This is a genomic window from Rhizobium sp. CAU 1783, assembly GCF_054551725.1.
Map to the genome: position 1 here is coordinate 1 of NZ_JBTOLM010000007.1, position 21,741 is coordinate 21,741.

The 21,741-nt window shown below is 63.5% G+C and carries 21 protein-coding genes; 13 read left to right on the forward strand and 8 right to left on the reverse strand.

Annotated features, from left to right (window positions below; translation table 11 throughout):
* The 4 genes from ACX93L_RS20510 to ACX93L_RS20525 all read left to right on the forward strand — a co-directional run.
* Window positions 1-135 (forward strand): fumarylacetoacetate hydrolase family protein (locus tag ACX93L_RS20510; protein WP_459406679.1); only part of this gene is annotated, 135 nt, incomplete at its 5' end.
* Window positions 136-246: 111 nt separating this feature from the next.
* Entirely contained in the window at window positions 247-954 is a 708-nt protein-coding gene (locus ACX93L_RS20515) for a FadR/GntR family transcriptional regulator (RefSeq protein ID WP_459406680.1), read from the forward strand.
* A gap of 21 nt (window positions 955-975) precedes the next feature.
* The gene (locus ACX93L_RS20520) at window positions 976-2,178 is read left to right on the forward strand and encodes a mandelate racemase/muconate lactonizing enzyme family protein (protein WP_459406568.1); all 1,203 of its coding nucleotides are present in this window, start codon (window positions 976-978) and stop codon (window positions 2,176-2,178) included.
* A 32-nt stretch (window positions 2,179-2,210) separates the two neighbouring features.
* Window positions 2,211-3,134: a DMT family transporter gene (locus ACX93L_RS20525; RefSeq protein WP_459406569.1), complete on the forward strand. Its 924-nt coding sequence runs from the start codon at window positions 2,211-2,213 to the stop codon at window positions 3,132-3,134.
* A gap of 223 nt (window positions 3,135-3,357) precedes the next feature.
* Here the strand turns inward: ACX93L_RS20525 and ACX93L_RS20530 are convergent, their stop codons facing one another.
* From ACX93L_RS20530 to ACX93L_RS20555, 6 genes are all read right to left on the reverse strand, one after another.
* Entirely contained in the window at window positions 3,358-4,362 is a 1,005-nt protein-coding gene (locus ACX93L_RS20530; protein ID WP_459406570.1) for a TRAP transporter substrate-binding protein, read from the reverse strand.
* A gap of 48 nt (window positions 4,363-4,410) precedes the next feature.
* A complete protein-coding gene (locus ACX93L_RS20535) occupies window positions 4,411-5,688 on the reverse strand; it encodes a TRAP transporter large permease (RefSeq protein ID WP_459406571.1) in 1,278 nt (425 codons plus the stop codon).
* Complete coding sequence (locus ACX93L_RS20540; RefSeq protein ID WP_459406572.1) at window positions 5,688-6,221, reverse strand: TRAP transporter small permease; 534 nt, start codon at window positions 6,219-6,221, stop codon at window positions 5,688-5,690. The genes ACX93L_RS20535 and ACX93L_RS20540 overlap by 1 nt, the downstream gene beginning before the upstream one ends.
* Before the next feature lie 19 nt (window positions 6,222-6,240).
* Window positions 6,241-7,401 (reverse strand): fumarylacetoacetate hydrolase family protein, encoded by a 1,161-nt coding sequence (locus tag ACX93L_RS20545; RefSeq protein WP_459406573.1) that lies wholly within the window; start codon window positions 7,399-7,401, stop codon window positions 6,241-6,243.
* Window positions 7,402-7,601: 200 nt separating this feature from the next.
* The gene (locus tag ACX93L_RS20550) at window positions 7,602-8,318 is read right to left on the reverse strand and encodes a FadR/GntR family transcriptional regulator (RefSeq protein ID WP_459406574.1); all 717 of its coding nucleotides are present in this window, start codon (window positions 8,316-8,318) and stop codon (window positions 7,602-7,604) included.
* A gap of 35 nt (window positions 8,319-8,353) precedes the next feature.
* Window positions 8,354-9,802, reverse strand: a complete 1,449-nt coding sequence (locus tag ACX93L_RS20555) for an FAD-binding oxidoreductase (RefSeq protein WP_459406575.1) — start codon at window positions 9,800-9,802, stop codon at window positions 8,354-8,356.
* A 187-nt stretch (window positions 9,803-9,989) separates the two neighbouring features.
* Between ACX93L_RS20555 and denD the strand changes: the two genes are divergently transcribed.
* Genes denD through ACX93L_RS20570 form a run of 3 tightly spaced genes read left to right on the forward strand, consistent with a single transcriptional unit; the run spans window position 9,990 to window position 13,671 of the window.
* The gene (gene denD, locus ACX93L_RS20560; protein ID WP_459406576.1) at window positions 9,990-10,973 is read left to right on the forward strand and encodes a D-erythronate dehydrogenase; all 984 of its coding nucleotides are present in this window, start codon (window positions 9,990-9,992) and stop codon (window positions 10,971-10,973) included.
* Window positions 10,970-11,890, forward strand: a complete 921-nt coding sequence (locus ACX93L_RS20565; protein ID WP_459406577.1) for an NAD(P)-dependent oxidoreductase — start codon at window positions 10,970-10,972, stop codon at window positions 11,888-11,890. Before denD ends, ACX93L_RS20565 begins: the two co-directional genes overlap by 4 nt.
* A complete protein-coding gene (locus tag ACX93L_RS20570; RefSeq protein WP_459406578.1) occupies window positions 11,887-13,671 on the forward strand; it encodes an IlvD/Edd family dehydratase in 1,785 nt (594 codons plus the stop codon). The genes ACX93L_RS20565 and ACX93L_RS20570 overlap by 4 nt, the downstream gene beginning before the upstream one ends.
* An 80-nt stretch (window positions 13,672-13,751) precedes the next feature.
* On the opposite strand, the gene ACX93L_RS20575 is transcribed toward ACX93L_RS20570, so the two are convergent.
* Together ACX93L_RS20575 and ACX93L_RS20580 are read right to left on the reverse strand one after the other, a co-directional pair.
* Window positions 13,752-14,543 (reverse strand): aldolase, encoded by a 792-nt coding sequence (locus ACX93L_RS20575; RefSeq protein ID WP_459406579.1) that lies wholly within the window; start codon window positions 14,541-14,543, stop codon window positions 13,752-13,754.
* Between the two features lie 110 nt (window positions 14,544-14,653).
* The gene (locus ACX93L_RS20580; protein WP_459406681.1) at window positions 14,654-15,421 is read right to left on the reverse strand and encodes an SDR family oxidoreductase; all 768 of its coding nucleotides are present in this window, start codon (window positions 15,419-15,421) and stop codon (window positions 14,654-14,656) included.
* Window positions 15,422-15,617: 196 nt separating this feature from the next.
* Between ACX93L_RS20580 and ACX93L_RS20585 the strand changes: the two genes are divergently transcribed.
* The 6 genes from ACX93L_RS20585 to ACX93L_RS20610 all read left to right on the forward strand — a co-directional run bounded on the left by ACX93L_RS20585 (window position 15,618) and on the right by ACX93L_RS20610 (window position 21,719).
* Window positions 15,618-16,340: a FadR/GntR family transcriptional regulator gene (locus ACX93L_RS20585; protein ID WP_459406580.1), complete on the forward strand. Its 723-nt coding sequence runs from the start codon at window positions 15,618-15,620 to the stop codon at window positions 16,338-16,340.
* A complete protein-coding gene (locus ACX93L_RS20590; RefSeq protein WP_459406581.1) occupies window positions 16,337-17,509 on the forward strand; it encodes a PLP-dependent transferase in 1,173 nt (390 codons plus the stop codon). Before ACX93L_RS20585 ends, ACX93L_RS20590 begins: the two co-directional genes overlap by 4 nt.
* Before the next feature lie 41 nt (window positions 17,510-17,550).
* The gene (locus tag ACX93L_RS20595; RefSeq protein ID WP_169595288.1) at window positions 17,551-18,807 is read left to right on the forward strand and encodes an ABC transporter substrate-binding protein; all 1,257 of its coding nucleotides are present in this window, start codon (window positions 17,551-17,553) and stop codon (window positions 18,805-18,807) included.
* Between the two features lie 69 nt (window positions 18,808-18,876).
* Window positions 18,877-19,800 (forward strand): carbohydrate ABC transporter permease, encoded by a 924-nt coding sequence (locus ACX93L_RS20600; protein ID WP_459406582.1) that lies wholly within the window; start codon window positions 18,877-18,879, stop codon window positions 19,798-19,800.
* A gap of 4 nt (window positions 19,801-19,804) precedes the next feature.
* Window positions 19,805-20,638, forward strand: coding sequence for a carbohydrate ABC transporter permease (locus ACX93L_RS20605; protein WP_459406583.1), 834 nt, complete (start codon window positions 19,805-19,807; stop codon window positions 20,636-20,638).
* A 13-nt stretch (window positions 20,639-20,651) separates the two neighbouring features.
* Complete coding sequence (locus ACX93L_RS20610; protein WP_459406584.1) at window positions 20,652-21,719, forward strand: ABC transporter ATP-binding protein; 1,068 nt, start codon at window positions 20,652-20,654, stop codon at window positions 21,717-21,719.
* Window positions 21,720-21,741: the final 22 nt, after the last annotated feature.

Genomic DNA, 21,741 nt, shown 5'->3' on the forward strand with positions numbered 1-21,741 from the left:
GTCATCTCCACTGGTACGCCCCCCGGCGTCGGAATGGGCATGAAGCCGCCCCGCTACCTCAAAGCCGGCGACACCGTCGAACTCGGAATCCAGGGCCTCGGTGCGCAGAAGCAGACGTTCAGGGCCGATATCTGACAGCGGGAGCAGGGGGGCAAGAACCGGCCCCCTCCATTCGAAACGGTTCTTGGCAGGCCTGGAAACCTATAGTACAGGTTTACGAGACCTGTAGGATAGGCCATGAGCAACATTCATTCTGCAGCGACGAGTACCGGTGATCTGGTCACCGGCGCCGTAGCTCACATTTCGACATTGATCCGCGAGGGCGAGCTGAAACCCGGCGACCGCCTTCCCTCTGAAGCGGCGCTGAGCCAGGAACTGAGAGTTTCGCGCACTGTCGTGCGCGAGGCGCTTCGCTCGCTCGCGGCACTGCGCCTGATCGACCTCGGCGCCGGCAAACGCCCGACCGTTGCGGTTCTCGACGATACCTCGATGGCGCTCACCTTCCGCCACGGCCTCTTCACCGACCAGATCGACATCCGACAACTGCTGGATGCCCGCCGCACGATCGAGGCACGAACGGCTGCGCTCGCCGCTCTGCTGCGCACCGATCGCGAGGCAGCCGAGATCCTCGGGCATGCCCGGGCCATGCAGGACGCTGTCGATCGCCCTGCCCTCGTCATGGAACACGATCTGGCGCTGCACCTCGCGATCGCCCGCGCCTCCCGCAACCCGGTCTTCGCCCTCATCATCGGCGCGATCGAGGGCGTGGTCGTCGAAACCTGGCCGATCGGCTGGAAAAGCCGGGCAAGCGACAACGAGCGCGCAGCAATGAACCGCCTTCACCTCGACCTTGCCGAAGCAATTGTCGAATCCGATCCGCAAGCCGCTACGGAACTCATGAATCGGCACTTCGACGAGAGCCTGAAGGCACTCGCCGCCGCCGGCCTGCTCTAGGGTCAATACGGGAGCCTCCCAATGAAAATCACCCGCCTCGAAACGGTGCGCGTCGCCGAACGCGCCAACCTTCTCTGGCTGCTCGTCCACACCGATGAAGGACTGACCGGCCTCGGCGAAACCTTCTTCGGCGCGGAGACGGTGGAAGCCTATATCCACGAATACGTCGCGCCTCGCGTCATCGGCCGGGATCCGCTCGAGATCGACAGGCTCGCGGGCGATCTGGTCGGCTACGTCGGCTTTCGTTCGTCCGGCGCGGAAGTCCGCGGCAACTCGGCCTTCGACATCGCCCTCTGGGACATCTTCGGCAAGGCGACCAACCAACCGATCGCCCAATTGCTTGGCGGCTTCACCCGCCGCGAAATCCGCACCTACAACACCTGTGCCGGCACCGAATACATCAAGAAGGCGACCGGCCAGACCACCGAGAATTACGGCCTTTCGACCGGCCGCGACTATGACGACCTGAACGGCTTCCTCCACCGCGCCGACGAACTCGCCTTGTCCCTGCTCGAAGACGGCATTACCGCGATGAAGATCTGGCCTTTCGATGCCGCGGCCGAGAAGACGCGCGGCCAGTATATTTCGGTGCCCGATCTGAAGGAGGCGCTGAGGCCCTTCGAAAAGATCCGGGCCGCGGTCGGCGACAAGATGGACATCATGGTCGAGTTCCATTCGATGTGGCAGCTCCTACCGGCGATCCAGATCGCCAAGGCGCTGACACCGTACGGGACCTTCTGGCACGAGGATCCGATCAAGATGGACAGCCTCTCCAGCCTCAAGCGCTATGCGGATGCCTCCCCCGCGCCGATCTCCGCTTCCGAGACACTTGGAAGCCGCTGGGGCTTTCGCGACTATATCGAGACCGGCGCCGCCGGCGTCGTCATGCTCGACATATCCTGGTGCGGTGGCCTGTCGGAAGCCCGCAAGATCGCCTCGATGGCGGAAGCCTGGCACCTGCCGGTCGCCCCTCACGACTGCACCGGCCCGGTCGTGCTGTGCGCCTCGACCCACCTTTCGCTCAACGCCCCGAATGCCCTGGTCCAGGAAAGCGTCCGCGCCTTTTACCGCACCTGGTATCGCGATCTCGTGACCGCCCTTCCCGAAGTGAAGAACGGCATGATAACGGTGCCGCCCGGCCCAGGTCTGGGCATGGAACTCAACCCCGAACTCGAACGCGCCTTCACGGTTTCCCGAAGGGTTTCCGACGTGGCGAGCCTTTGAGAGCCGAAGGCTCCGCAAGTGATGAGGATATGATGGCAGACAATACCCGGATGATTTCGACCGCCGGCCGCCTCGGCGCCTTTGCCGGGCCGGCGACCATGCTGCTCGGCATGTTCATGTTCGCGCTGAACGACGCCATGGGCAAATGGCTGGTGGCGAGCTACGGCCTCGGCCAGGTCGTGCTGATCCGCTCCATCGCGGCGCTGCTGATCCTTGCCCCGTTCCTCTGGCGCGCCGGCTGGAAGCCGATCGTCGAGGCAGAGCGGCCGCTGATGCAGGCGTCACGTGTGCTCTTTTCGACCATGGAGGTGTTCTGCTTCTACTATGCCGTCATGTACCTGCCCCTCGCGGACGTCATGACCTACTGGCTGGCGGCCCCCATCTATGTCGCGGCCGCCTCACCGCTCCTGCTTGGTGAGAAAGTCGGCTGGAGGAGATGGACGGCGATCTGCATCGGCTTCGTCGGGGTCATCATCACGCTGGAGCCGTCGAGCGCCATGTTCACCATGCCCGCGATCATCTCGATCGTCGGTACCTTCGCCTTCGCCTTCATGCTGCTCTCCGGCCGCAGCCTGCGCGGCACGCCCGACAAGACCCTCGTGCTCTTCCAACTGCTGGGCGCGGGTCTTGCAGGCCTTGCCTTCGCCCCATTCGACTGGACACCACTCACGTCGCCGTCGGAGTTGTCGCTACTTTGCCTCCTCGGCGTCGTGGCCATGGGCGCGCACATGCTGGTCAACCGTGCGCTGAAGATCTCGGACGCGGCGACCGTCGCGCCGCTGCAGTACACGCTCCTGCTCTGGGCGATCATCTTCGGCTGGATGTTCTTCGGCGATATCCCGCGTCTCACCATGCTGTTCGGTGCCGCGCTGATCGTCGGCTCGGGCATGTTCATCTTCTTCCGCGAACAGCAGTTGAAGAAGCGCCAGCCGGACCGGCCTCTCGACGTGCCGTGAGCCAGGCGAGCAGGATCTGGGGACAAGAGGCCGCTTCGACGAAGCGGCCTTTTCTCTTTGCAATTGCCAAGCCCGCGACGTGTTGCCGTTCCTCGCACCTTGTCCGATGCCATCTAATGGCCAGAAGCCCACGAAAAAGCCCGCGGCGACTGCCGCGGGCTTTCTCCTCTTGAGCGCGGCCGCGAAGGAGCACGGCTGCTTCTCTGCGGTATTCGGTGAGGGCTTACTTGCGGATCTCGGCGAGCTCAGCAAGGATCCCGTCGACAACATCGGCGCCGATCGTGGCCTTGTGCTTTTCGTAAACGACCATGGACTTTTCGCGGATGCGGGCCTGCTCTTCCGGAGACAGGACGTTGACCTCGAGGCCGGCGGCCTTGATCTTCTCCAGCGACTTCTTGTTCAGGTCGGCGATGACCTGACGCTCGACGTCGCGACCGACAACGGCGCATTCACGCAGCGCTGCCTGTTCTTCCGGCGTGTAGGTGTCGAAGATCGCCTTGGAGAACAGGAACAGGAACGGCGTGTAGGCGTGGTTGGTCTCGGTGACATACTTCTGCACTTCGAAGAACTTCGAAGTGTCGATCGTCACATAGGGGTTTTCCTGGGCGTCGATGGTCTTGGTTTCAAGCGCCGAGAAGACTTCGCCAAAGGCCATCGGGGTGGCGTTGGCGCCAAGGTTCTGGAAGGTATCGAGGAACACGTTGTTCTGCATGACGCGAACCTTCATGCCTTCGAAGTCTTCCCACTTGGTGACCGGGCGAACCGAGTTCGACAGGTTGCGGAAGCCGTTTTCCCAGTAGGCCAGGTTGACGAGACCGACGGCGGCCATCTTCTCGTTCATCATGTCGCCGAACTTGCCGTCGAGTACCTTGTAGGCTTCCTGGGCATTGGCGAACAGGAACGGCAGGTCGAACACGCCGAGCGCCGGTTCGATGCCGACCAGCGGCGAGGACGAGGTAACCACGGCTTCCTGGACACCCGAACGCAGCGCCTGGGTCGCCTGCAGGTCGCCGCCGAGCGCGCCGCCCCAGAAAGCGGTCAGCTTCAGCTTGCCGCCGGACTTGGTGTCGAGGCATTCCTGCATCGCCTTGATGCCGTTGCCGACCGGATGGTCGGCATTGATGCCGTTCGAGACGCGGATGTTACGGTCGTTGAACTCGGCGAAGGCCGGAGCGGCGGTCGAGCAGGCGAAGGCGATGGCGGTGGTGGTGAGTAGAAGCTTTCTCATAGTATCCTCCCATGGATGGTTGAGTGAGAAGGTTGATAGGTCAGTCCATCACCGCAGCCACTGCGCGGGCACGGTGATGATTTCCGGAAACAGCACGAACAGCATCAGGAGAGCCGTCTGGGCCAGCAGGAACGGCACGATGCCGGTGACGACCTTGCCGAGCGGCACGCGGCCGACGCCGCTGACGACATTGAGCACGACGCCCACCGGCGGCGTGATCAGGCCGATGCAGCAGTTCATGATGAACATGACGCCGAAGTAGATCGGATCGACGCCCGCCTGCTTGATGATCGGCATCAGCACCGGTGTCAGGATCAGGATGGTCGGCGTCAGGTCAAGCGCGGTGCCGACGATCAGGATGAGGATCATGATCGCGAAGACCAGCAGTTTCGGACGGTCGATCAGCGGCTCGATGTAGCTGGTGATCTCGGCCGGAATGTTGGCGGCGGTGATGAGCCATGCCGAGACAAGCGCGGCGCAGACCAGGAACATGATGACAGACGTGGTCTTGGCGGCCTGCAGGATGACGCGCGGCAGATCGCGCGGCTTCAGCTCACGATAGATCACCATGCCGACGAACAGCGCGTAGAAGGCGGCGATGACGGCGGCCTCGGTCGGGGTCACCACGCCAGCCTTGATGCCGCCGAGGATGATCACCGGCATGCCGAGCGCCCAGGCAGCGCGGCCCGTGGCGTTGATGCGCGCCGACATCGGCGCCTTGGGTAGCGGCTGGATATTGTCCTTGCGAACCACGAACTGCCAGGTCACGATCAGCGACAGCCCCATCAAGAGACCCGGCACGATGCCGGCCATGAACAGCTGGGTGATCGACACGTTGGCCGATACGCCGAAGACGATGAAGGCCATCGACGGCGGGATGACCGGTGCGATGATGCCACCCGAAGCGATCAGGCCGGCGGAGCGCGGCACGTTGTAGCCGGCCTTCGCCATCATCGGGATGAGGATCGCGGCAAGCGCCGCGGTGTCGGCTGCGGCCGAGCCGGAAATCGAGGCCATGATCACGGCAGCCATGATCGCGACGATGCCGAGCCCGCCACGGATATGGCCGACGCAGGCGATCGCGAACTCGATGATGCGCTTGGACAGGCCGCCCGAGTTCATCAATTCACCAGCCAATACGAAGAACGGAATTGCCAGCAACGTAAAGGTGTCGGCGCCGATGATCATGTTCTGAGCGATGATCTGGCTGTTGAACATCCCCATGAACCACATGAGGACGACACCGCAGAACATCAGGGCGAAGGCGACGGGAACACCGATCGCCATGGCGCTGAGCAGGGAGGCAATGAAGACGAGAAGGGTCATCAGCTACGCTCCACCAGATGCTCGATGGACATGTTTTCGCCCGCGAAGGCCGCCAGTTCATTCTCGGTCACGCGACCGGTCAGAATACGGATGAGGCGCTCGACGGCGATCAGGATGCAGCCAGCGCCGGTGAAGAAGCCGATGCCGTAGACGAACCCCATGGACAGGCCGGTCACCGGGGCGCTCATGCTCCAATTGATGGGAAACTGTTTCCAGGTTCCCCAGAAGAAGATCGCCGACACGCCGATGATCACGATGTTGCTGAGCGCCATGCAGATTACGCGCCCCTTGCGTCCGAACATCGCCACCAAGGTTTCAACACCCATGTGACCATGTTCGCGAAACGCCACGACAGCGCCGATGAAGGTAAGCCAGACGAAGAAATAGCGCGCCATCTCATCCGAAACGGTCAGGCCTGAATTCATGGTGTAACGCATCACCACATTGATAAAGACCATGACGGCCATGCCCGCCAGAAGCAGGATCAGCAGGTACTCCAGAACCTTGTAGAAAAGATCGACTAGTTTTTGCACGTGTTCCTCCCCGCCTCGTTCACAAGAGGCCGCGCTGGGCGAGATTTTTCATGAGGGCGCCGATGCCGAAGGTCCATTCCGGGCAGGCGTCGCTGCGCTGAACCCAGTTGACCAGGCGGCCGAGCTTCGGCGTGGCAATCTCGACCCGGTCGCCGAGTTCATGGGTGAAGCCCTTGCCCGCGCCGCGGCGGTCCTTGACCGGCGCGAACATCGTGCCGAGAAACAGAACGGCGCCGTCCGGATACTGGTGATTGCGGTTCATCAGCTGGCGGGCGAGCTCCGCCGGTTTGCGGCTGATCGCCTCCATCGGGCTTTCGCCCGTCATCTCGAAGCCGTCCTCCCCCTCGACGAGAAGTGAAACACGCACGCGACCGAGATCCTCGAGCGTGAAGCCGTTGTCGAACAGCCGGATGAACGGACCGATCGCGCAGGAGGCGTTGTTGTCCTTCGCCTTGCCGAGCAGCAGTGCCGAACGGCCTTCGACGTCGCGCAGGTTGACGTCGTTTCCGAGCGTCGCGCCGACAATCTCCCCGCTCGAACGGAGCACGAGCACCACTTCGGGCTCGGGATTGTTCCATTCGGAGATCGGGTGGATGCCAACCAGTGCCCCGCAGCCGACGGCCGACATCGGCTGAGCCTTGGTGAAGATTTCCGCATCCGGGCCGATACCGACCTCGAGATACTGGGACCAGAGGTTCATGTCCTGAAGCAGCGCCTTGACCCGGGCGGCCTGTTCCGAACCCGCGACGACACCACGAAGGCTGTCGCCGAGCACGGGTGCGAGACGCTTGCGGATTTCCAGCGCACGAGAGGAATCGCCCTTGGCCTGCTCCTCGATCACGCGCTCCAGCATGCTGTCTGCGAATGTGACGCCAGCGGCCTTGATCGCCTGGAGATCGACCGGCGCCAGAAGTTCTCCGGCATCGCCCGACAGGAAATCATCCACCGAACCGAGTTCGGCAAGATCGCCCGCAGCTTTCAGCCGAGCCGCGATGCCGTCGATTTCAAGGAGCGACGAGACGGTGGGCGAGATCGGCGAAAGGTCGAGAAGGCGGCCGTTTCTGACCAACACGGGGCACGGGCCGTTGGCCGCTTTGGACCAGACGCGACCGATCAGAAGGGCCTCGGCGGCGTCCTCCGGCAAAATCTTCACGGCATGCAGCGAATGCTTGGAACCCAAGTCCACCCTCCCTCGTTCTGAACGCAAGATGCGCCCTCCAGCACCCTTGCCGTATTGTCAGGATGTCTGACAACGTAACTTACAACGTTTTAGTCATACTTTTTGCCACTGTCCAGCGCGTAAAATAGCAGCCTGTGAAAAACCCCTTCCGGCTTGCGGGGCCAGTCGCGGGACACCCATCCTCGGACCGAAGAGCGACCTCAGTCGGTCTCGAGCGTCAGATCGAGGCGGCCTGCGGCGCCGAGCAGATGAAGCTTCATCGCCTCACGCGCCTTCTGCGGAACCCGGCCGGCGATCGCATCACGGATCGCCACATGTTCCGCGATCGTCACCTCGACGATCTCCTCAAGAACCGCCGTTGCCCGAGCCGCGTTGATCGCCAAGCTGATGCGCTCGGCAATGAAGCCGATGAACAGCGAGAAATACTCGTTGCCGGTGGCGGCGGCGACCGCGCGATGAAAGGCAAGGTCGGCGACGATCCCCTGGTCCGTCCACTTGTCCGCCCCGGTCATGGCGGCAAGCGTCTCGTCGAGCTTGGCGAGGTCGGCGGCGGTGTGGTGAATGGCGGCCAGACCCGCAGCTTCTATCTCCAGCGGCATGCGCAACTGAAAAAGGTCGCGAAAGCTCGCCCTGTCGTGCAAGTCGTCCTGCTCGATGCGGATCGACTGGCGGGCCTGCAACTCGGTGGCGAAAGCCCCGACGCCTTGGCGCGTTTCAACGAGGCCTTCGTTTCGAAGCTGGGCGATTGCCTCCCGCACGACCGACCGGCTGACGCCGAAACTGTTGGCGAGGAAATGCTCCGTCGGCAATTTCTCACCGGGCAGGATGCGCCCCTCCGCGATCTCCCGACCGATCTGCGCGGCAATACGCGCAGGCAGATGCTCGCCGCGCCTGATCTGACCGAAATCCACCGACATACCGTCCCGTTCTCCTGCGATCCCCCGGCGGTTTTCTATGAATTTCGTTCGAAATTCAATTGGCAACCCGGGTTCATGACCAAAGTCGGATCGATCGCCGTCTTCAACGCCGTCAGCAGCTTGCGCCGCACCTCCGGCAGACGGGCGTCGTAGTCTGGCCGCTTCAGACGACCGATGCCGTGTTCCGCGCTGATCGAACCCTGATAAGTGTCGAGAACCGTGTTGATGACGGACTTGGCCTTGTAAATCCGTGACGCGATCTCCTCCGGCGCCAGACCCGACGGCGGCAGCACGTTCAGATGAACATTGCCGTCCCCGACATGGCCGTAGGAGACGTTGACGCAGTCCGGAAGGGCAGCACTGACGGCCGCCTCGGCATCGCGCACGAAGTCTGCAAGTCGCGACAGCGGCACGGAAATGTCGGTGCGCAGATGCGGGCCGCGCTTGGCCTGTCCCTCGTTCATACCCTCCCGGAAGAGCCAGAGATTGCGGGCCTGGGCCTTGGAGCTGGCGATCACCCCGTCGGCGACGAGCCCCTCCTCCATCACCGCCCCCAGGAAGCGCTCCATGAGGTCGTTGATGTCGACCAGTCCGGAGCCCGAGATCTCCATCAGCACATAGGCGGGGTAGTCTCCGGCGATCGGCATCGGCAGATCGGGGATCGCCTCGTGCGCCAGCACGAAGGCGAGCGGCGGCATGAATTCGAAGGCCGACATGAGATCGCAGCAATCGCGGCGAGCGCGACGGAAGAGCGCGATGGCGTCATCGAGCGCGTTGAGGCCGAGAAGCGCCGTCGCAACCTGATCCGGTTCCGGCGTCAGCTTGACGGAAACCGCGGTCACGATGCCGAGCGTCCCCTCCGCGCCAATGAAGATCTGCTTGAGATCAATGCCGCGATTGTCCTTTCGCAGCGTCGACAACCCGTCGAATATCGTGCCGTCCGGCAGCACAACTTCGAGACCGAGAACCAGTTCGCGGGTCATGCCATAGCGCAGCACGTTGATGCCGCCGGCATTGGTGGAGACGTTGCCGCCGATGCGACAGGAGCCTTGCGCGCCAAGCGCCAACGGGAAGAACATGCCTTCGCGCGCCACCGCATCCTTGAACTCGGAAAGGATGCAACCGGCCTCCACGACCGCGGAAAAGTCGTCGGCGTCGATGCGGCGGATCCGCGTCATGCGCTCGAGGCTGATGACGACCTGGCGCGCCGGATCGTCGGGCGTCGCCCCCAGTACAAGTCCGGTATTGCCACCCTGGGGCACGATGGAAAGACCGAGTGCGGCGCAGGCCTTTACCGCAGCCGCCACATCTTCGGTTGAGCGCGGACGAAGAACAGCGACAGCACCCGTCGTCACGTCGCCATGCCAGTCACTGCAGTAGCGCGCCACCTCGTCGCCGACGAGCACGAGATCCGCACCGAGTGCCTGCACCAGACGCTCCTCATACTGCACTTGCCGCGCCGCCCCGTCCTGTCCGCTCACCACATTTCTCCCGTATTGCGCCGGTCCTGCCGACGATCCACAAGACCTCGGGCCATCTCAGCACAGCAATCAACTATTCTGTTTCCAAACTCATCATATAAGGTTATCAGACAACCTTACAATATTTTTGTTTGGGTATCACCACCCGCCTGTTCGGAGGGTGACCCGCATCACAGGGAGGAGGATTCCCATGCACATTCTCATCATCGGCGCCGCCGGCATGGTCGGCCGCAAGCTCGCGCAACGCCTCACGAGCGACAGGGCGCTTGGCAGCCGCCCGATCGAGGCGATGACCCTGGTTGACGTCGTCACCCCCGAGGCACCGGAAGGCTTTACCGGCAAAGTGACCCTCGAAACCGTCGACCTCTCGACGCCGGGCGAAGCCGAACGCCTCATCGCCGGCCGTCCCGACGCCATCTTTCACCTCGCTGCGATCGTCTCCGGCGAAGCCGAACTGGACTTCGACAAGGGTTATCGCATCAACCTCGACGGCACGCGCTATCTGTTCGACGCCATCCGCATCGCCCATGGCCAGGATGGCTACAAGCCGCGCGTCGTGTTCACCTCGTCGATCGCCGTCTTCGGCGCGCCGCTGCCCTATCCGATCCCGGACGAATTCCACACCACGCCGCTGACCAGCTACGGCACGCAAAAGGCGATATGCGAGCTTCTGCTCTCGGACTATTCGCGTCGCGGCTTCTTCGACGGCATCGGCATTCGCCTACCGACCATCTGCATTCGCCCCGGCAAACCGAACAAGGCCGCTTCCGGCTTCTTCTCCAACATCCTGCGCGAGCCGCTGGCCGGTATCGAGGCCGTCCTGCCCGTGCCCGACGACATCCGCCACTGGCATGCTTCACCGCGCTCGGCCGTCGGCTTCCTGATCCACGGCGCAACGATCGACCTTGACGCGGTCGGCCCCCGCCGCAATCTTTCGATGCCGGGGCTGAGCGCCACGGTCGGAGAACAGATCGAAGCGTTGCGCCGCGTCGCCGGAGACAAGGCCGTCAAGCTCATCCGCCGGGAACCGGATGAGATGATCATGCGCATGTGCGCTGGCTGGGCTCCGGGCTTCGAAGCGAAGCGGGCAACAGCCCTCGGCTTCACCGCCGAGACGTCGTTCGAAGAGATCATCCGCGTCCATATCGAGGACGAAATGGGAGGAAAGCTGTGACCGCATCCATTCAGGCAACACCGGCCGTCAAGCGCCGGATCGCCTTTCTCGGCACCGGCTTGATGGGCGCACCGATGGCCCGCCGGCTGCTGAAGGCCGGTTTTCCGGTCACCGTCTGGAACCGCGACCCATCGAAGGCGCAGGCGCTTGCGGCCGACGGCGCAAACGTTGCGGCGACTGCGGCAGAGGCTGTAACCGGCGCCGACGTCGTCATCACCATGCTGAGCGACGGCAAGGCGGTCGGAGAGGTCCTGTTCGCCGGCGGCGTGAAGGCGGCCCTGAAGTCCGGCGCGCTCGTCATCGACAGCTCCTCGATCGCACCGCCCATCGCCCGCGACCATGCGGCACAGTTGGCCGAAGCCGGCATCGCCCATGTCGACGCCCCGGTCTCCGGCGGCGTCGTCGGCGCCGAGGCGGGAACGCTTGCCATCATGGCCGGCGGTGATGCGACGATTGTCGAAAGCCTCGGCGACGTCTTTGCCGCTCTCGGTCGCGTCACCCATGTCGGCCCCTCCGGTGCCGGCCAGATCTGCAAGCTCGCCAACCAGCAGATCGTCGCCATCACCATCGGCGCGGTGGCCGAGGCCATGATCCTCGTCGAAGCAGGCGGCGCCAGCCGCGAGAAATTCCGCGACGCGATCCGCGGCGGCTTTGCCGAAAGCCGGATCCTTGACTTGCACGGCGGGCGCATGGTGGCCCGGACCTTCGCGCCCGGCGGCCCCTCGCGACTGCAGTTGAAGGACCTCGATGCCGTCGCCGCCATGGCCGAGCTCTTTTCGCTCGACCTTCCGCTGACCGCACAGGTCCGCGACGAATTCCGCGACTTCGTGGCCGATGGCGGTGGCGAAACCGACCACAGCGGCCTGCTGCTGCATCTGGAAAAAATCAATCAACGCCAAGGGGAGGAAAACCGATGAGCGACGAGACGAAACCGACCCGCCGCCTGCGGTCCCAGGACTGGTTCGACAATCCGGACCATATCGATCTGACGGCGCTTTATCTCGAGCGGTTCATGAACTACGGCACCACGCCGGAGGAACTGCGTTCGGGCAAGCCGATCATCGGTATCGCCCAGTCGGGCAGCGATCTCAATCCGTGCAACCGCCACCATCTCGACCTCGCCAAGCGCCTGCGCGACGGTATCCGCGACGCCGGCGGCATTCCGATCGAGTTCCCGACCCATCCGCTGTTCGAGAACTGCAAGCGCCCGACCGCAGCGCTCGACCGCAACCTCGCTTATCTCGGCCTAGTCGAGATCCTCTACGGCTACCCGCTCGACGGCGTGGTGCTGACGACCGGCTGCGACAAGACCACGCCGTCAGCCCTGATGGCGGCCTCGACCGTCGACATTCCGGCGATCGTCTTTTCCGGCGGTCCGATGCTCGACGGCTGGCATGACGGCGACCTCGTCGGCTCCGGCACCGTCATCTGGCGCTCGCGTCGCAAGCTCGCCGCCGGCGAGATCACCCGCGAGGAATTCCTCGAAGCGGCGCTCGATTCCGCCCCCTCGGTCGGCCACTGCAACACCATGGGCACGGCCTCGACCATGAATGCCATGGCCGAGGCGCTCGGCATGTCGCTGACCGGCTGCGCCGCCATTCCGGCCGCCTATCGCGAGCGCGGCCAGATGGCCTACCGCACCGGCCGCCGCGCCGTCGAACTGGTGCTGCAGGACATCAAGCCGTCCGACATACTGACACGCGCCGCCTTCCTCAACGCCATCAAGGTCAACTCGGCGATCGGCGGCTCGACCAATGCCCAGCCGCATCTCGCCGCCATGGCCAAACATGCCGGCGTCGAGCTGCATCCCGACGACTGGCAGGTGCACGGCTTCGATATTCCGCTGCTCGCCAACGTCCAGCCAGCGGGCGCCTATCTCGGCGAGCGCTTCCACCGCGCCGGCGGCGTGCCGGCGATCATGTGGGAACTGCTGAAGGCCGGCAAGCTCGACGGTTCCTGTCCGACGGTCACCGGCAAGACCATGGCGGAAAACCTGGAAGGTCGCGAATCCGACGACCGTGAGGTCATCAAGCCCTATGACGCGCCGATGCGCGAACGGGCCGGCTTCCTGGTGCTCAAGGGCAATCTGTTCGACTTCGCCATCATGAAGATGAGCGTCGTGTCCGAAGGCTTCCGCCAGCGCTACCTCCAGGAACCCGGCCGCGAGGGCGTGTTTGAGGGCCGCGCCATCGTCTTCGACGGCTCGGAGGATTACCACAAGCGCATCAACGATCCCGCGCTCGACATCGACGAGAACTGCATCCTGGTGATCCGCGGCGCCGGACCGAAGGGATGGCCGGGCTCGGCCGAAGTGGTCAACATGCAGCCGCCGGATCATCTCCTGAAAAAGGGCATCATGAGCCTGCCGACGATCGGTGACGGCCGCCAGTCCGGCACCGCCGACAGCCCGTCGATCCTCAACGCCTCGCCGGAGAGCGCCGCCGGCGGCGGGCTCGCCTGGATCCGCACCGGGGATATGATCCGCATCGATTTCAACAATGGTCAGTGCGACATGCTGGTCGAGGAGGACGAAATCGAACGGCGCAAGGCGGACGGCATTCCGAAGGTCCCGGCCGACGCGACTCCGTGGCAAAAGATCTACAGGCAGACCGTCACGCAGCTCTCCGACGGCGCGACGATCACCGGTGCGGACGCCTTCCGCCAGATCGCAAAAACCCCGCCGCGTCACAACCACTAAGGCCGCGCACTTCCGACAACTGAAGAAGCCCTCCCGGACGACACCGGGAGGGCTTTTCTGTTCAGGTCAGGACATCAGGCTCAGTCGCGATAGTCCGGCTCGTCCCGGTCGAAGCGACGGCGCAGGCTCTCCATATGCATGCGTGCGCTCGCCGGATCGCCTTCGCGCATCTGGCGGGCGGCGGCCTCCGCGATGGAAGCCGGAACCGGCAGCAACCTGCGCCCGGTGCTCATCGCCTTCAACTGCGCCTCCGCGGCGCGCTCCAGGTAATAGAGATCGTCCCAGGCTTCGGCGATGTTGGGTGCACAGACCATGACCCCATGATTGCGCATGAAGATGATGTCCTTGTCGCCGAGCACGGCGGCGATGCGATCGCCTTCGCGCTCGTCGAGTGCCAGGCCATTGTAATTGTCGTCGACGGCGACGCGCCCGTAAAACTTGAGCGCCGTCTGGCCGGCATAGACCAGCGGATCCCCCTCCACCATGCTGAGCGCCGTCGCGTTCGGCATGTGGGTATGGAAAGCAGCCCCGACGCGCGGTGCCATCTTGTGCAGCCGGGCATGAATGTAGAACGCGGTCGCTTCCGGCTCACCGTCGCCGGCGACCACGTGGCCGTCGAAATCGCAGATCAGAAGCGACGAAGCGGTCGCCTCCTCGAAGGCCCAGCCGAGCCGGTTGACGAGAAAGAGATCCGGATGACCGGGGACGACGGCGGAAAAGTGGTTACAGATCCCCTCCTCCAGGCCGAGCCGTGCCGCCATACGCAGCGAGACGGCCAGATCGCGGCGAACCTCCCAGATTTCGTCGGTGTCGAGCGAGACGTTGCGCAGGAGTGCAGGCGCACCCCTTTGGAGATTGAGTTCGTGAGCCATTCCGGGTTCCCTGCAATCGGTTTTTCAAATCGGCTTGCAGACTGGTGGAGCAGCGAACGGAGGTCAAGGCTTCGCCCACGCCATGTCCCAAGGTGTCGGGGGCGGCTTCGTCACAAGACCGCGCTCATCCCTCCGTCGACATAGATGATCTGGCCGTTGACGTAGTCGGACGCTGCCGACGACAGGAAGATGGCCGTGCCGACCAGCTCCTCTGGGCGCCCCCAACGGCGGGACGGCGTGCGGGATTTCACCCAGGAATCGAATTGCGGATTGCTGGTCAACGCTTGGTTCATGTCCGTCAGCATGTAGCCCGGACCGATGGCATTGGCCTGGATGCCGTGCTCGGCCCATTCCGCCGCCATGGCTTGGGTCAGAAGCTTGATCCCGCCCTTGGCCGCCGTGTACGGCGCGACAGTCGGGCGGGCAAAATTGCTCATCAGCGAACCGATGTTGATCACCTTGCCGCAGCCGCGCGGGATCATGCGGCGAGCCGCCTCTCGGCCAACGAGGAAAGCACTGGTGAGGTTGGTGTCCAGAACGCGATGCCATTCTTCTGCAGAGAAATCGACGAGCGGCTTTCGAAGCTGGATACCGGCATTGTTGACCAGGATGTCGACTTCGATCCCTGCCGCGTCGAGACGTCGGAAGGCGTCGGTCACCGCGGCTTCATCCGTCACGTCGAAGGCCGCGGCGTGAACCGAATGCCCCTCCGCCCTCAGAGCATCGGTGGCCACGGTGAGCCGCTCGGCATCCATCCCGTTCAGAACGACGGTCGCACCGGCCTCCGCCAGTCCCCGCGCGATCGCTTGGCCGAGGCCCCGCGACGAACCCGTGACGAGCGCCGTCCGCCCCTCGAGATTGAATTGCGTGACCGACACCATCGTGGACTCCTTCTTCGCAACGTCTCGCGAATATAGGCCCCGCAGCGCGCGGCGAAAGGTCCGCTCAGTCCTCGCCAACAGGGAACTGCATCTCTCCGGAGAGGTCGCCGGGGAAAACGACAGATTTGTTATTGACCAAAACCAATGAATGCGAAATGGTATGTTGTCAGACCAATTTTAGGGCAAGCTCGCCATGACGATCTCGTCGAACCCCAGACCGCCGATCGCGCCGTTGCCGACGATGGACCGCGCCCGCCAGGTTATGGATTCGCTTGCCGCCTACATCGACCAAGCAAACCTCGCTGGCGGAGACCGGCTCCCTGCCGAGCGTGAGCTGATGGCAGCACTCGGCGTCGGACGGTCGACGATCCGCGAGGTGATCCGCCACTTCCAGGCGCTCGGCGTCATGGAAACCCGAAAGGGAAGCGGCACCTATCTCCTGAAGCCGATCACTTCGGCGACGATTCATATGCCGCTCTCGGTTGAAACAGCAAGCGTCCGCGACGCGCTCCTGCAGACGCTCGAGGTTCGCCGCGGCATCGAATGCGAGGCCTGTATGGTGGCCGCCCGCCGACGCACCGACGCAGACCTCGTCAACATCGAGGAGAAGCTAGACGAAATGGAGCGCGTGCACCTTCTCAAGGGCACCGCCGGCGAGGAGGACCTGGCCTTCCATCTGGCGATCTATGACGCAACGCATAACCCGCTGTTCCGCCAGCTGCTCGAGCAGATGCGCGAAGCCTTCGAGCGCTTCTGGGAGAAACCCTTCGACCGACCGGACTTCGCCCGCCGCTCCTTTCCATATCACCGCACCCTGTTCAATGCGATCGCCGCCCAGGACACCGAGGCAGCCCGTCGCGAGACCATCAAGATCCTCGACGTGGTCGAGGAAGACATCAAGGAAATGTCCAAATGATCAACGGGTCAGAACCGTTTGACTATGCCTCGCTCATCGTCGCCCATGACGAGAGCAACGCCTTCGACGCCGTCGTACCACCGATCGTGCAGACCTCGCTGTTCACCTTTTCCAGCTATGACGAGATGGTCGAGACCTATCGCGGCGAAAAGGTCCGCCCCGTCTATTCGCGCGGTCTGAACCCCACCGTGCGCGTCTTCGAGGAGATGCTGGCCAGGCTCGAATGCGGCGAGGATGCGCTCGGCTTCGGCAGCGGCATGGCCGCGATCTCCTCGACCGTCCTGACCTTCGTCGAGCCGGGCGACCGCATCGTCGCGGTCCGCCATGTCTATCCGGATGCCTTCCGCCTGTTCGGCACTCTGCTGAAGCGCATGAAGGTCGAGGTGACCTATGTCGACGGCCTTGATGAGGATGCGGTGGCCAAGGCGCTTCCCGGCGCCAAGCTCTTCTACATGGAAAGCCCGACGAGCTGGACCATGGAGGCCCATGACGTCGGCGCCCTCGCCAAGCTCGCGAAAGAGCACGGCGTCATCAGCGTGATCGACAACAGCTGGGCGAGCCCCGTCTTCCAGCGCCCGTTGACCCTTGGTGTCGATCTGGTCCTGCACTCGGCCTCGAAATATCTCGGCGGCCACAGCGACGTGGTCGCCGGCGTGGTCGCCGGCCCCAAGCACCTGATCGACCGGATCCGCGGGGAAACGCTTCCCTATCTCGGCGGCAAGCTCTCGCCTTTCGACGCATGGCTGCTGGTGCGCGGCATGCGCACGCTCCCAGTGCGCATGAAGGCCCACGAGGCTTCCGGCCTCGAAATCGCCAAGCGCCTTCAATCGCTCGCGATCGTCGAGCGGGTGCAGCATCCGGCACTGGCGAACCAGCTGCCGCCCGGCCTTTCCGGCACGTCGGGCCTGTTCTCCTTCATCTTCCGCGAAGGCATCGACATCCGCGCCTTCGCCGACAACCTGAAGCTCTTCAAGCTGGGCGTCAGCTGGGGCGGACACGAGAGCCTGATCGTGCCCGGCGAAGTCGTCCTTCAGCAGAAGGCCCAACCCAACTCCGCGCACACTTTCGGCATCAGTGCGCGGTCCGTTCGTCTCCATGTAGGCCTCGAAGGAACCGAGGCTCTGTGGAGTGACCTGGAAGCGGCGATGGCCGCCGCGACCACAACCTGAATCTCTTGCCGCACCAACACACAAAAGAGGAGGAACTACGCATGAAAACACTTCTGACCGCCGCCCTGATGAGCGCGCTCATGGCCGGAACAGCTCTCGCCGACACGACGCTGAAGCTCGTCGAAGTCATCACCAGTCCCGAACGCACCGAGACCTTGAAGTCGATCGTTTCGAAGTTCGAGGCGGCCAACCCCGGAACCAAGGTGGAGATCATCTCCCTCCCTTGGGGTGAAGCCTTCCAGAAGTTCGCCACCATGGTTTCGGCCGGAGAAATTCCGGACGTCATGGAAATGCCGGACACCTGGCTGTCGCTCTACGCCAACAACGGCATGCTCGAGAGTCTGGAACCTTATCTTGCCAAGTGGGACAAGACGTCCGACCTCAGCGATCGCGCGCTTGAACTCGGCCGCGACGTCAAGGACACGGCCTACATGCTTCCCTACGGCTTCTACCTGCGCGCCATGTTCTACAACAAGAAGCTGCTCGCGGAGGCCGGCGTCTCCGAGCCGCCGAAGACCATGGACGAGTTCGCAGAAGCCTCGAAGAAGGTCTCTGCCATCTCGGGCAAGTACGGCTACTGCCTGCGCGGTGGTCCGGGCGGCCTGAACGGCTGGGTGATGTTCGGCGCCTCGATGGCCGGCTCCAACAAGTTCTTCAACGAAGACGGCACCTCCACCTTCAATTCGGAAGGCTGGGTCAAGGGCCTCACCTGGCTGATCGACCTCTACAAGAACGGTTATGCACCGAAGGACTCGGTCAACTGGGGCTTCAACGAAATCGTCGCCGGTTTCTACAGCGGCACCTGCGCCTTCCTTGACCAGGATCCGGATGCGCTGATCGCGATCGCCGAGCACATGAAGTCGGAAGACTACGGCATCATGACCATGCCGAAGGGTCCGGACGGCAAGACCTTCCCGACCATCGGCTATGCCGGCTGGTCGATGATGGCGAAGAGCGAGAACAAGGACCTTTCCTGGAAGCTGATCGAGACCCTCGAAGGTCCGGAGGGCAACATCGAGTGGAACAAGCGGACCGGCGCATTGCCGGCGCTGAAGTCCGCCGAAAAGGACCCCTTCTACTCCAGCCCGCAGTTCAAGGGCTGGTTCGAGGAACTGGCCGACAAGGACGCCGTTCCGACCGTGATGCCGACCCATCTCGAGGAGTTCGCCTTCTTCAAGGACTCGCTCGTGATCAAGACCTCTCAGCAGGCGCTGCTCGGCGACATCACGCCTGAGGAACTGGCCAACCAGTGGGCCGACTACTTGACCAAGGCGCAACAGAAGCACCTCGCCAAGTAAGGCGATCCGTCCGGGCGGAAAAGTCCGCCCGGACCCCTTCATGTCTGATTGCCGAACGGAATCGAGCCGATGAATTCGCCCGCACGACCCGATGACCGACGCCCGCTCGTAAAGCGGCTCGCGGATGCGTCGGAACCTTATCTCTACAGCGCCCCCGCGCTGTTCCTGATCGTTGCCGTGATGCTGGTGCCGCTGGTACTCGGCGTCTCCTACGCATTTCGCGACATCCAGTTGCTCAATCCGTTTTCCGGCGGTTTTATCGGTCTCGACCATTTTCGGGCGCTCGGTCGGGACGACGACTTCTTCCGGGCGCTGAAGAACACCCTTTGGTGGACCGGCGCTTCGGTCTTCCTGCAGTTCGTCTTCGGCCTCATCCTCGCGCTGCTGCTCGACAAGCCGTTCCGCGGCCGCGGTCTTGCGCAGGCCCTCGTCTTCCTTCCCTGGGCGGTCCCGAGCTTTCTCGCAGGCCTCAACTGGGCCTGGCTCTTCAATCCGGTGATCGGTCCCCTGCCGCACTGGCTTCACGCGCTCGGCATCCTCGACGCGCCGAACAATATTCTTGCCGATCCCGACCTCGCCATGTGGGGGCCGATCGTCGCCAACGTCTGGTGGGGCATCCCCTTCTTCGCCATCACCCTGCTCGCCGCACTTCAGGCAATTCCGCGCGACCTTTACGAGGCAGCCTCGATCGACGGCGCAGGTCCGGTGCAGCGGTTCATGTCGATCACCCTGCCCTTCCTCGCGCCGACCATTGCGATCACCGTGCTGCTCAGGACCGTCTGGATCTCGAACTTTGCCGACCTGATCATTGTGATGACCAATGGCGGCCCGGCCGACCGGACCCAGATCGTCGCATCCTACATCTTCACCCAGGCCTTCAAGCGGCTGGACTTCGGCTATGCCTCGGCGATCGCGCTCGTCCTGCTCGTCCTCCTGCTCGCCTATTCGATGCTGATCGTCTTTCTGCGCCAGTCGCTGCTGAACAAGGATTGAGACCATGAGGCCGACCAAGATCCTGCTCACCTGTGCCCACCGCCTGGCGATCCTCGCCTATATCGTCGTGGCGCTCTTCCCGCTCTTCTGGCTGCTGAAGGTGTCGGTGACGCCGAACGAACTGCTCTACAGCGAGGGCGTACGCCTCTGGCCGTCACGCACGACCTTCGAGCACTTCGAATTCGTCATCGCCCACAGCGCCTTTCCGACGTTCTTCAGGAACAGTCTGATTGTTGCCGGCTCGACGGCACTGATCGTCACCGCGCTCGCTTCGCTGTCAGGTTATGCCCTTTCGCGCTTCTCGTTCCGCGCCAAGTACTGGATCGTCGGGCTGATGCTGCTCACCCAGATGTTCCCGCTCGTCATGCTGGTTGCCCCGATCTTCAAGATGCTCTCGCCGCTCGGCCTGACCAACAGCTTGACCGGCCTGGTAATCGTCTACACGGCCTTCAACGTGCCGTTTGCCACCTTCCTCATGCAGTCCTTCTTCGACGGCATTCCGAAGGACTTGGAAGAGGCCGCCATGATCGACGGTGCAACCCAGTTCGTGGCCTTCCGGCAGATTATCCTGCCGCTCACTTTGCCCGGCATTGCCGCGACGCTCGGCTTCGTCTTCACCGCCGCCTGGAGCGAACTGCTCTTCGCGCTGATGCTGATTTCCGGCAACGACGCGGCGACCTTCCCGGTCGGCCTCCTGTCCTTCGTCTCCAAGTTCTCCGTCGACTTCGGGCAGATGATGGCGGCGGGCGTTCTCGCGCTCATTCCGGCCTGCCTCTTCTTCCTCCTCATCCAGCGCTATCTCGTGCAGGGCCTGACGGCCGGCGCGGTCAAAGGCTGAAAGGTTTCATTCCATGGCTTCCATCGACATCTCCGCCATCCGCAAGAGCTACGGACATTTCCCCGTCCTGCATGGCGTCGACCTCACAATCCGCGACGGCGAATTTATCGTGCTGGTCGGCCCCTCCGGCTGCGGCAAGTCCACGCTGCTGCGCATGATCGCCGGTCTGGAGGACGTGACCTCCGGCGAGATCCGCATCGCGGGCAGGCGGGTCAACGAACTGGCGCCCAAGGACCGCGACATCGCCATGGTGTTCCAGTCCTACGCGCTCTATCCGCACATGAGCGTCGCGGACAACATGAGCTACAGCCTGCGCCTGCGCAAAACGGCCAAGGAGAAGATCGCAAACGTGGTTTCCGCTGCAGCCGGCAAGCTGGGCCTCGATCCGTTACTGGAACGTCGCCCGAAGGCGCTGTCCGGCGGCCAGCGCCAGCGCGTCGCCATGGGCCGCGCCATCGTCCGCCAGCCCAAGGCCTTCCTGTTCGACGAACCGCTCTCCAACCTCGACGCCCGCCTGCGCGAGCAGATGCGCGCCGAGATCAAGAAGCTGCATGGTGAGCTGGGTGCCACCTCGATCTACGTCACCCACGACCAGATCGAGGCGATGACGCTCGCCGACCGCATCGTCGCCATGCATGGCGGGGTCGTCCAGCAGGTCGGCACGCCACTCGATCTCTACGACCGGCCGGCCAACCTCTTCGTCGCCGGCTTCATCGGCTCGCCGGGCATGAACTTTCTCGAAGGCCGCTACGAGACCGAAGGCGACGCCGCAACGGTGGTCCTGGCGGACGGCACCGCCGTTTCCATCGACAGGAAATCCGCGCTCAAGTCCGGCTCGACAGTGACACTCGGCATCCGGCCGGAACATGTCACGATCGGCAAGACCTCCGGCATGGAGGCAAATGTCGAGTTGATCGAACCGACCGGCTTCGGCATCATCATGCATCTGTCGCTGCATGGGCTGCCCTTCAAGGTCTTCACGCTCGACCGCGAGGTGCTGCAATCCGGCCCCAAGGTGCATGTGGAGTTTCCGCAGAAGCACCTCCACGTCTTCGACAGCGAAGGAAACCGGGTCGACTGACCAGCGCCAGGGCATCTTGAGG

Excerpts from the sequence above, each read along its gene's own strand:
- ACX93L_RS20590 (WP_459406581.1), top strand. The coding sequence starts at position 16,337 with ATGATCAACGGGTCAGAACCGTTTGACTATGCCTCGCTCATCGTCGCC.
- ACX93L_RS20525 (WP_459406569.1), top strand. The coding sequence starts at position 2,211 with ATGGCAGACAATACCCGGATGATTTCGACCGCCGGCCGCCTCGGCGCC.
- ACX93L_RS20595 (WP_169595288.1), top strand. The coding sequence starts at position 17,551 with ATGAAAACACTTCTGACCGCCGCCCTGATGAGCGCGCTCATGGCCGGA.
- ACX93L_RS20530 (WP_459406570.1), bottom strand. The coding sequence starts at position 4,362 with ATGAGAAAGCTTCTACTCACCACCACCGCCATCGCCTTCGCCTGCTCG.
- ACX93L_RS20600 (WP_459406582.1), top strand. The coding sequence starts at position 18,877 with ATGAATTCGCCCGCACGACCCGATGACCGACGCCCGCTCGTAAAGCGG.
- ACX93L_RS20570 (WP_459406578.1), top strand. The coding sequence starts at position 11,887 with ATGAGCGACGAGACGAAACCGACCCGCCGCCTGCGGTCCCAGGACTGG.
- ACX93L_RS20550 (WP_459406574.1), bottom strand. The coding sequence starts at position 8,318 with ATGTCGGTGGATTTCGGTCAGATCAGGCGCGGCGAGCATCTGCCTGCG.
- ACX93L_RS20520 (WP_459406568.1), top strand. The coding sequence starts at position 976 with ATGAAAATCACCCGCCTCGAAACGGTGCGCGTCGCCGAACGCGCCAAC.
- denD (WP_459406576.1), top strand. The coding sequence starts at position 9,990 with ATGCACATTCTCATCATCGGCGCCGCCGGCATGGTCGGCCGCAAGCTC.
- ACX93L_RS20605 (WP_459406583.1), top strand. The coding sequence starts at position 19,805 with ATGAGGCCGACCAAGATCCTGCTCACCTGTGCCCACCGCCTGGCGATC.
- ACX93L_RS20610 (WP_459406584.1), top strand. The coding sequence starts at position 20,652 with ATGGCTTCCATCGACATCTCCGCCATCCGCAAGAGCTACGGACATTTC.
- ACX93L_RS20585 (WP_459406580.1), top strand. The coding sequence starts at position 15,618 with ATGACGATCTCGTCGAACCCCAGACCGCCGATCGCGCCGTTGCCGACG.
- ACX93L_RS20535 (WP_459406571.1), bottom strand. The coding sequence starts at position 5,688 with ATGACCCTTCTCGTCTTCATTGCCTCCCTGCTCAGCGCCATGGCGATC.
- ACX93L_RS20575 (WP_459406579.1), bottom strand. The coding sequence starts at position 14,543 with ATGGCTCACGAACTCAATCTCCAAAGGGGTGCGCCTGCACTCCTGCGC.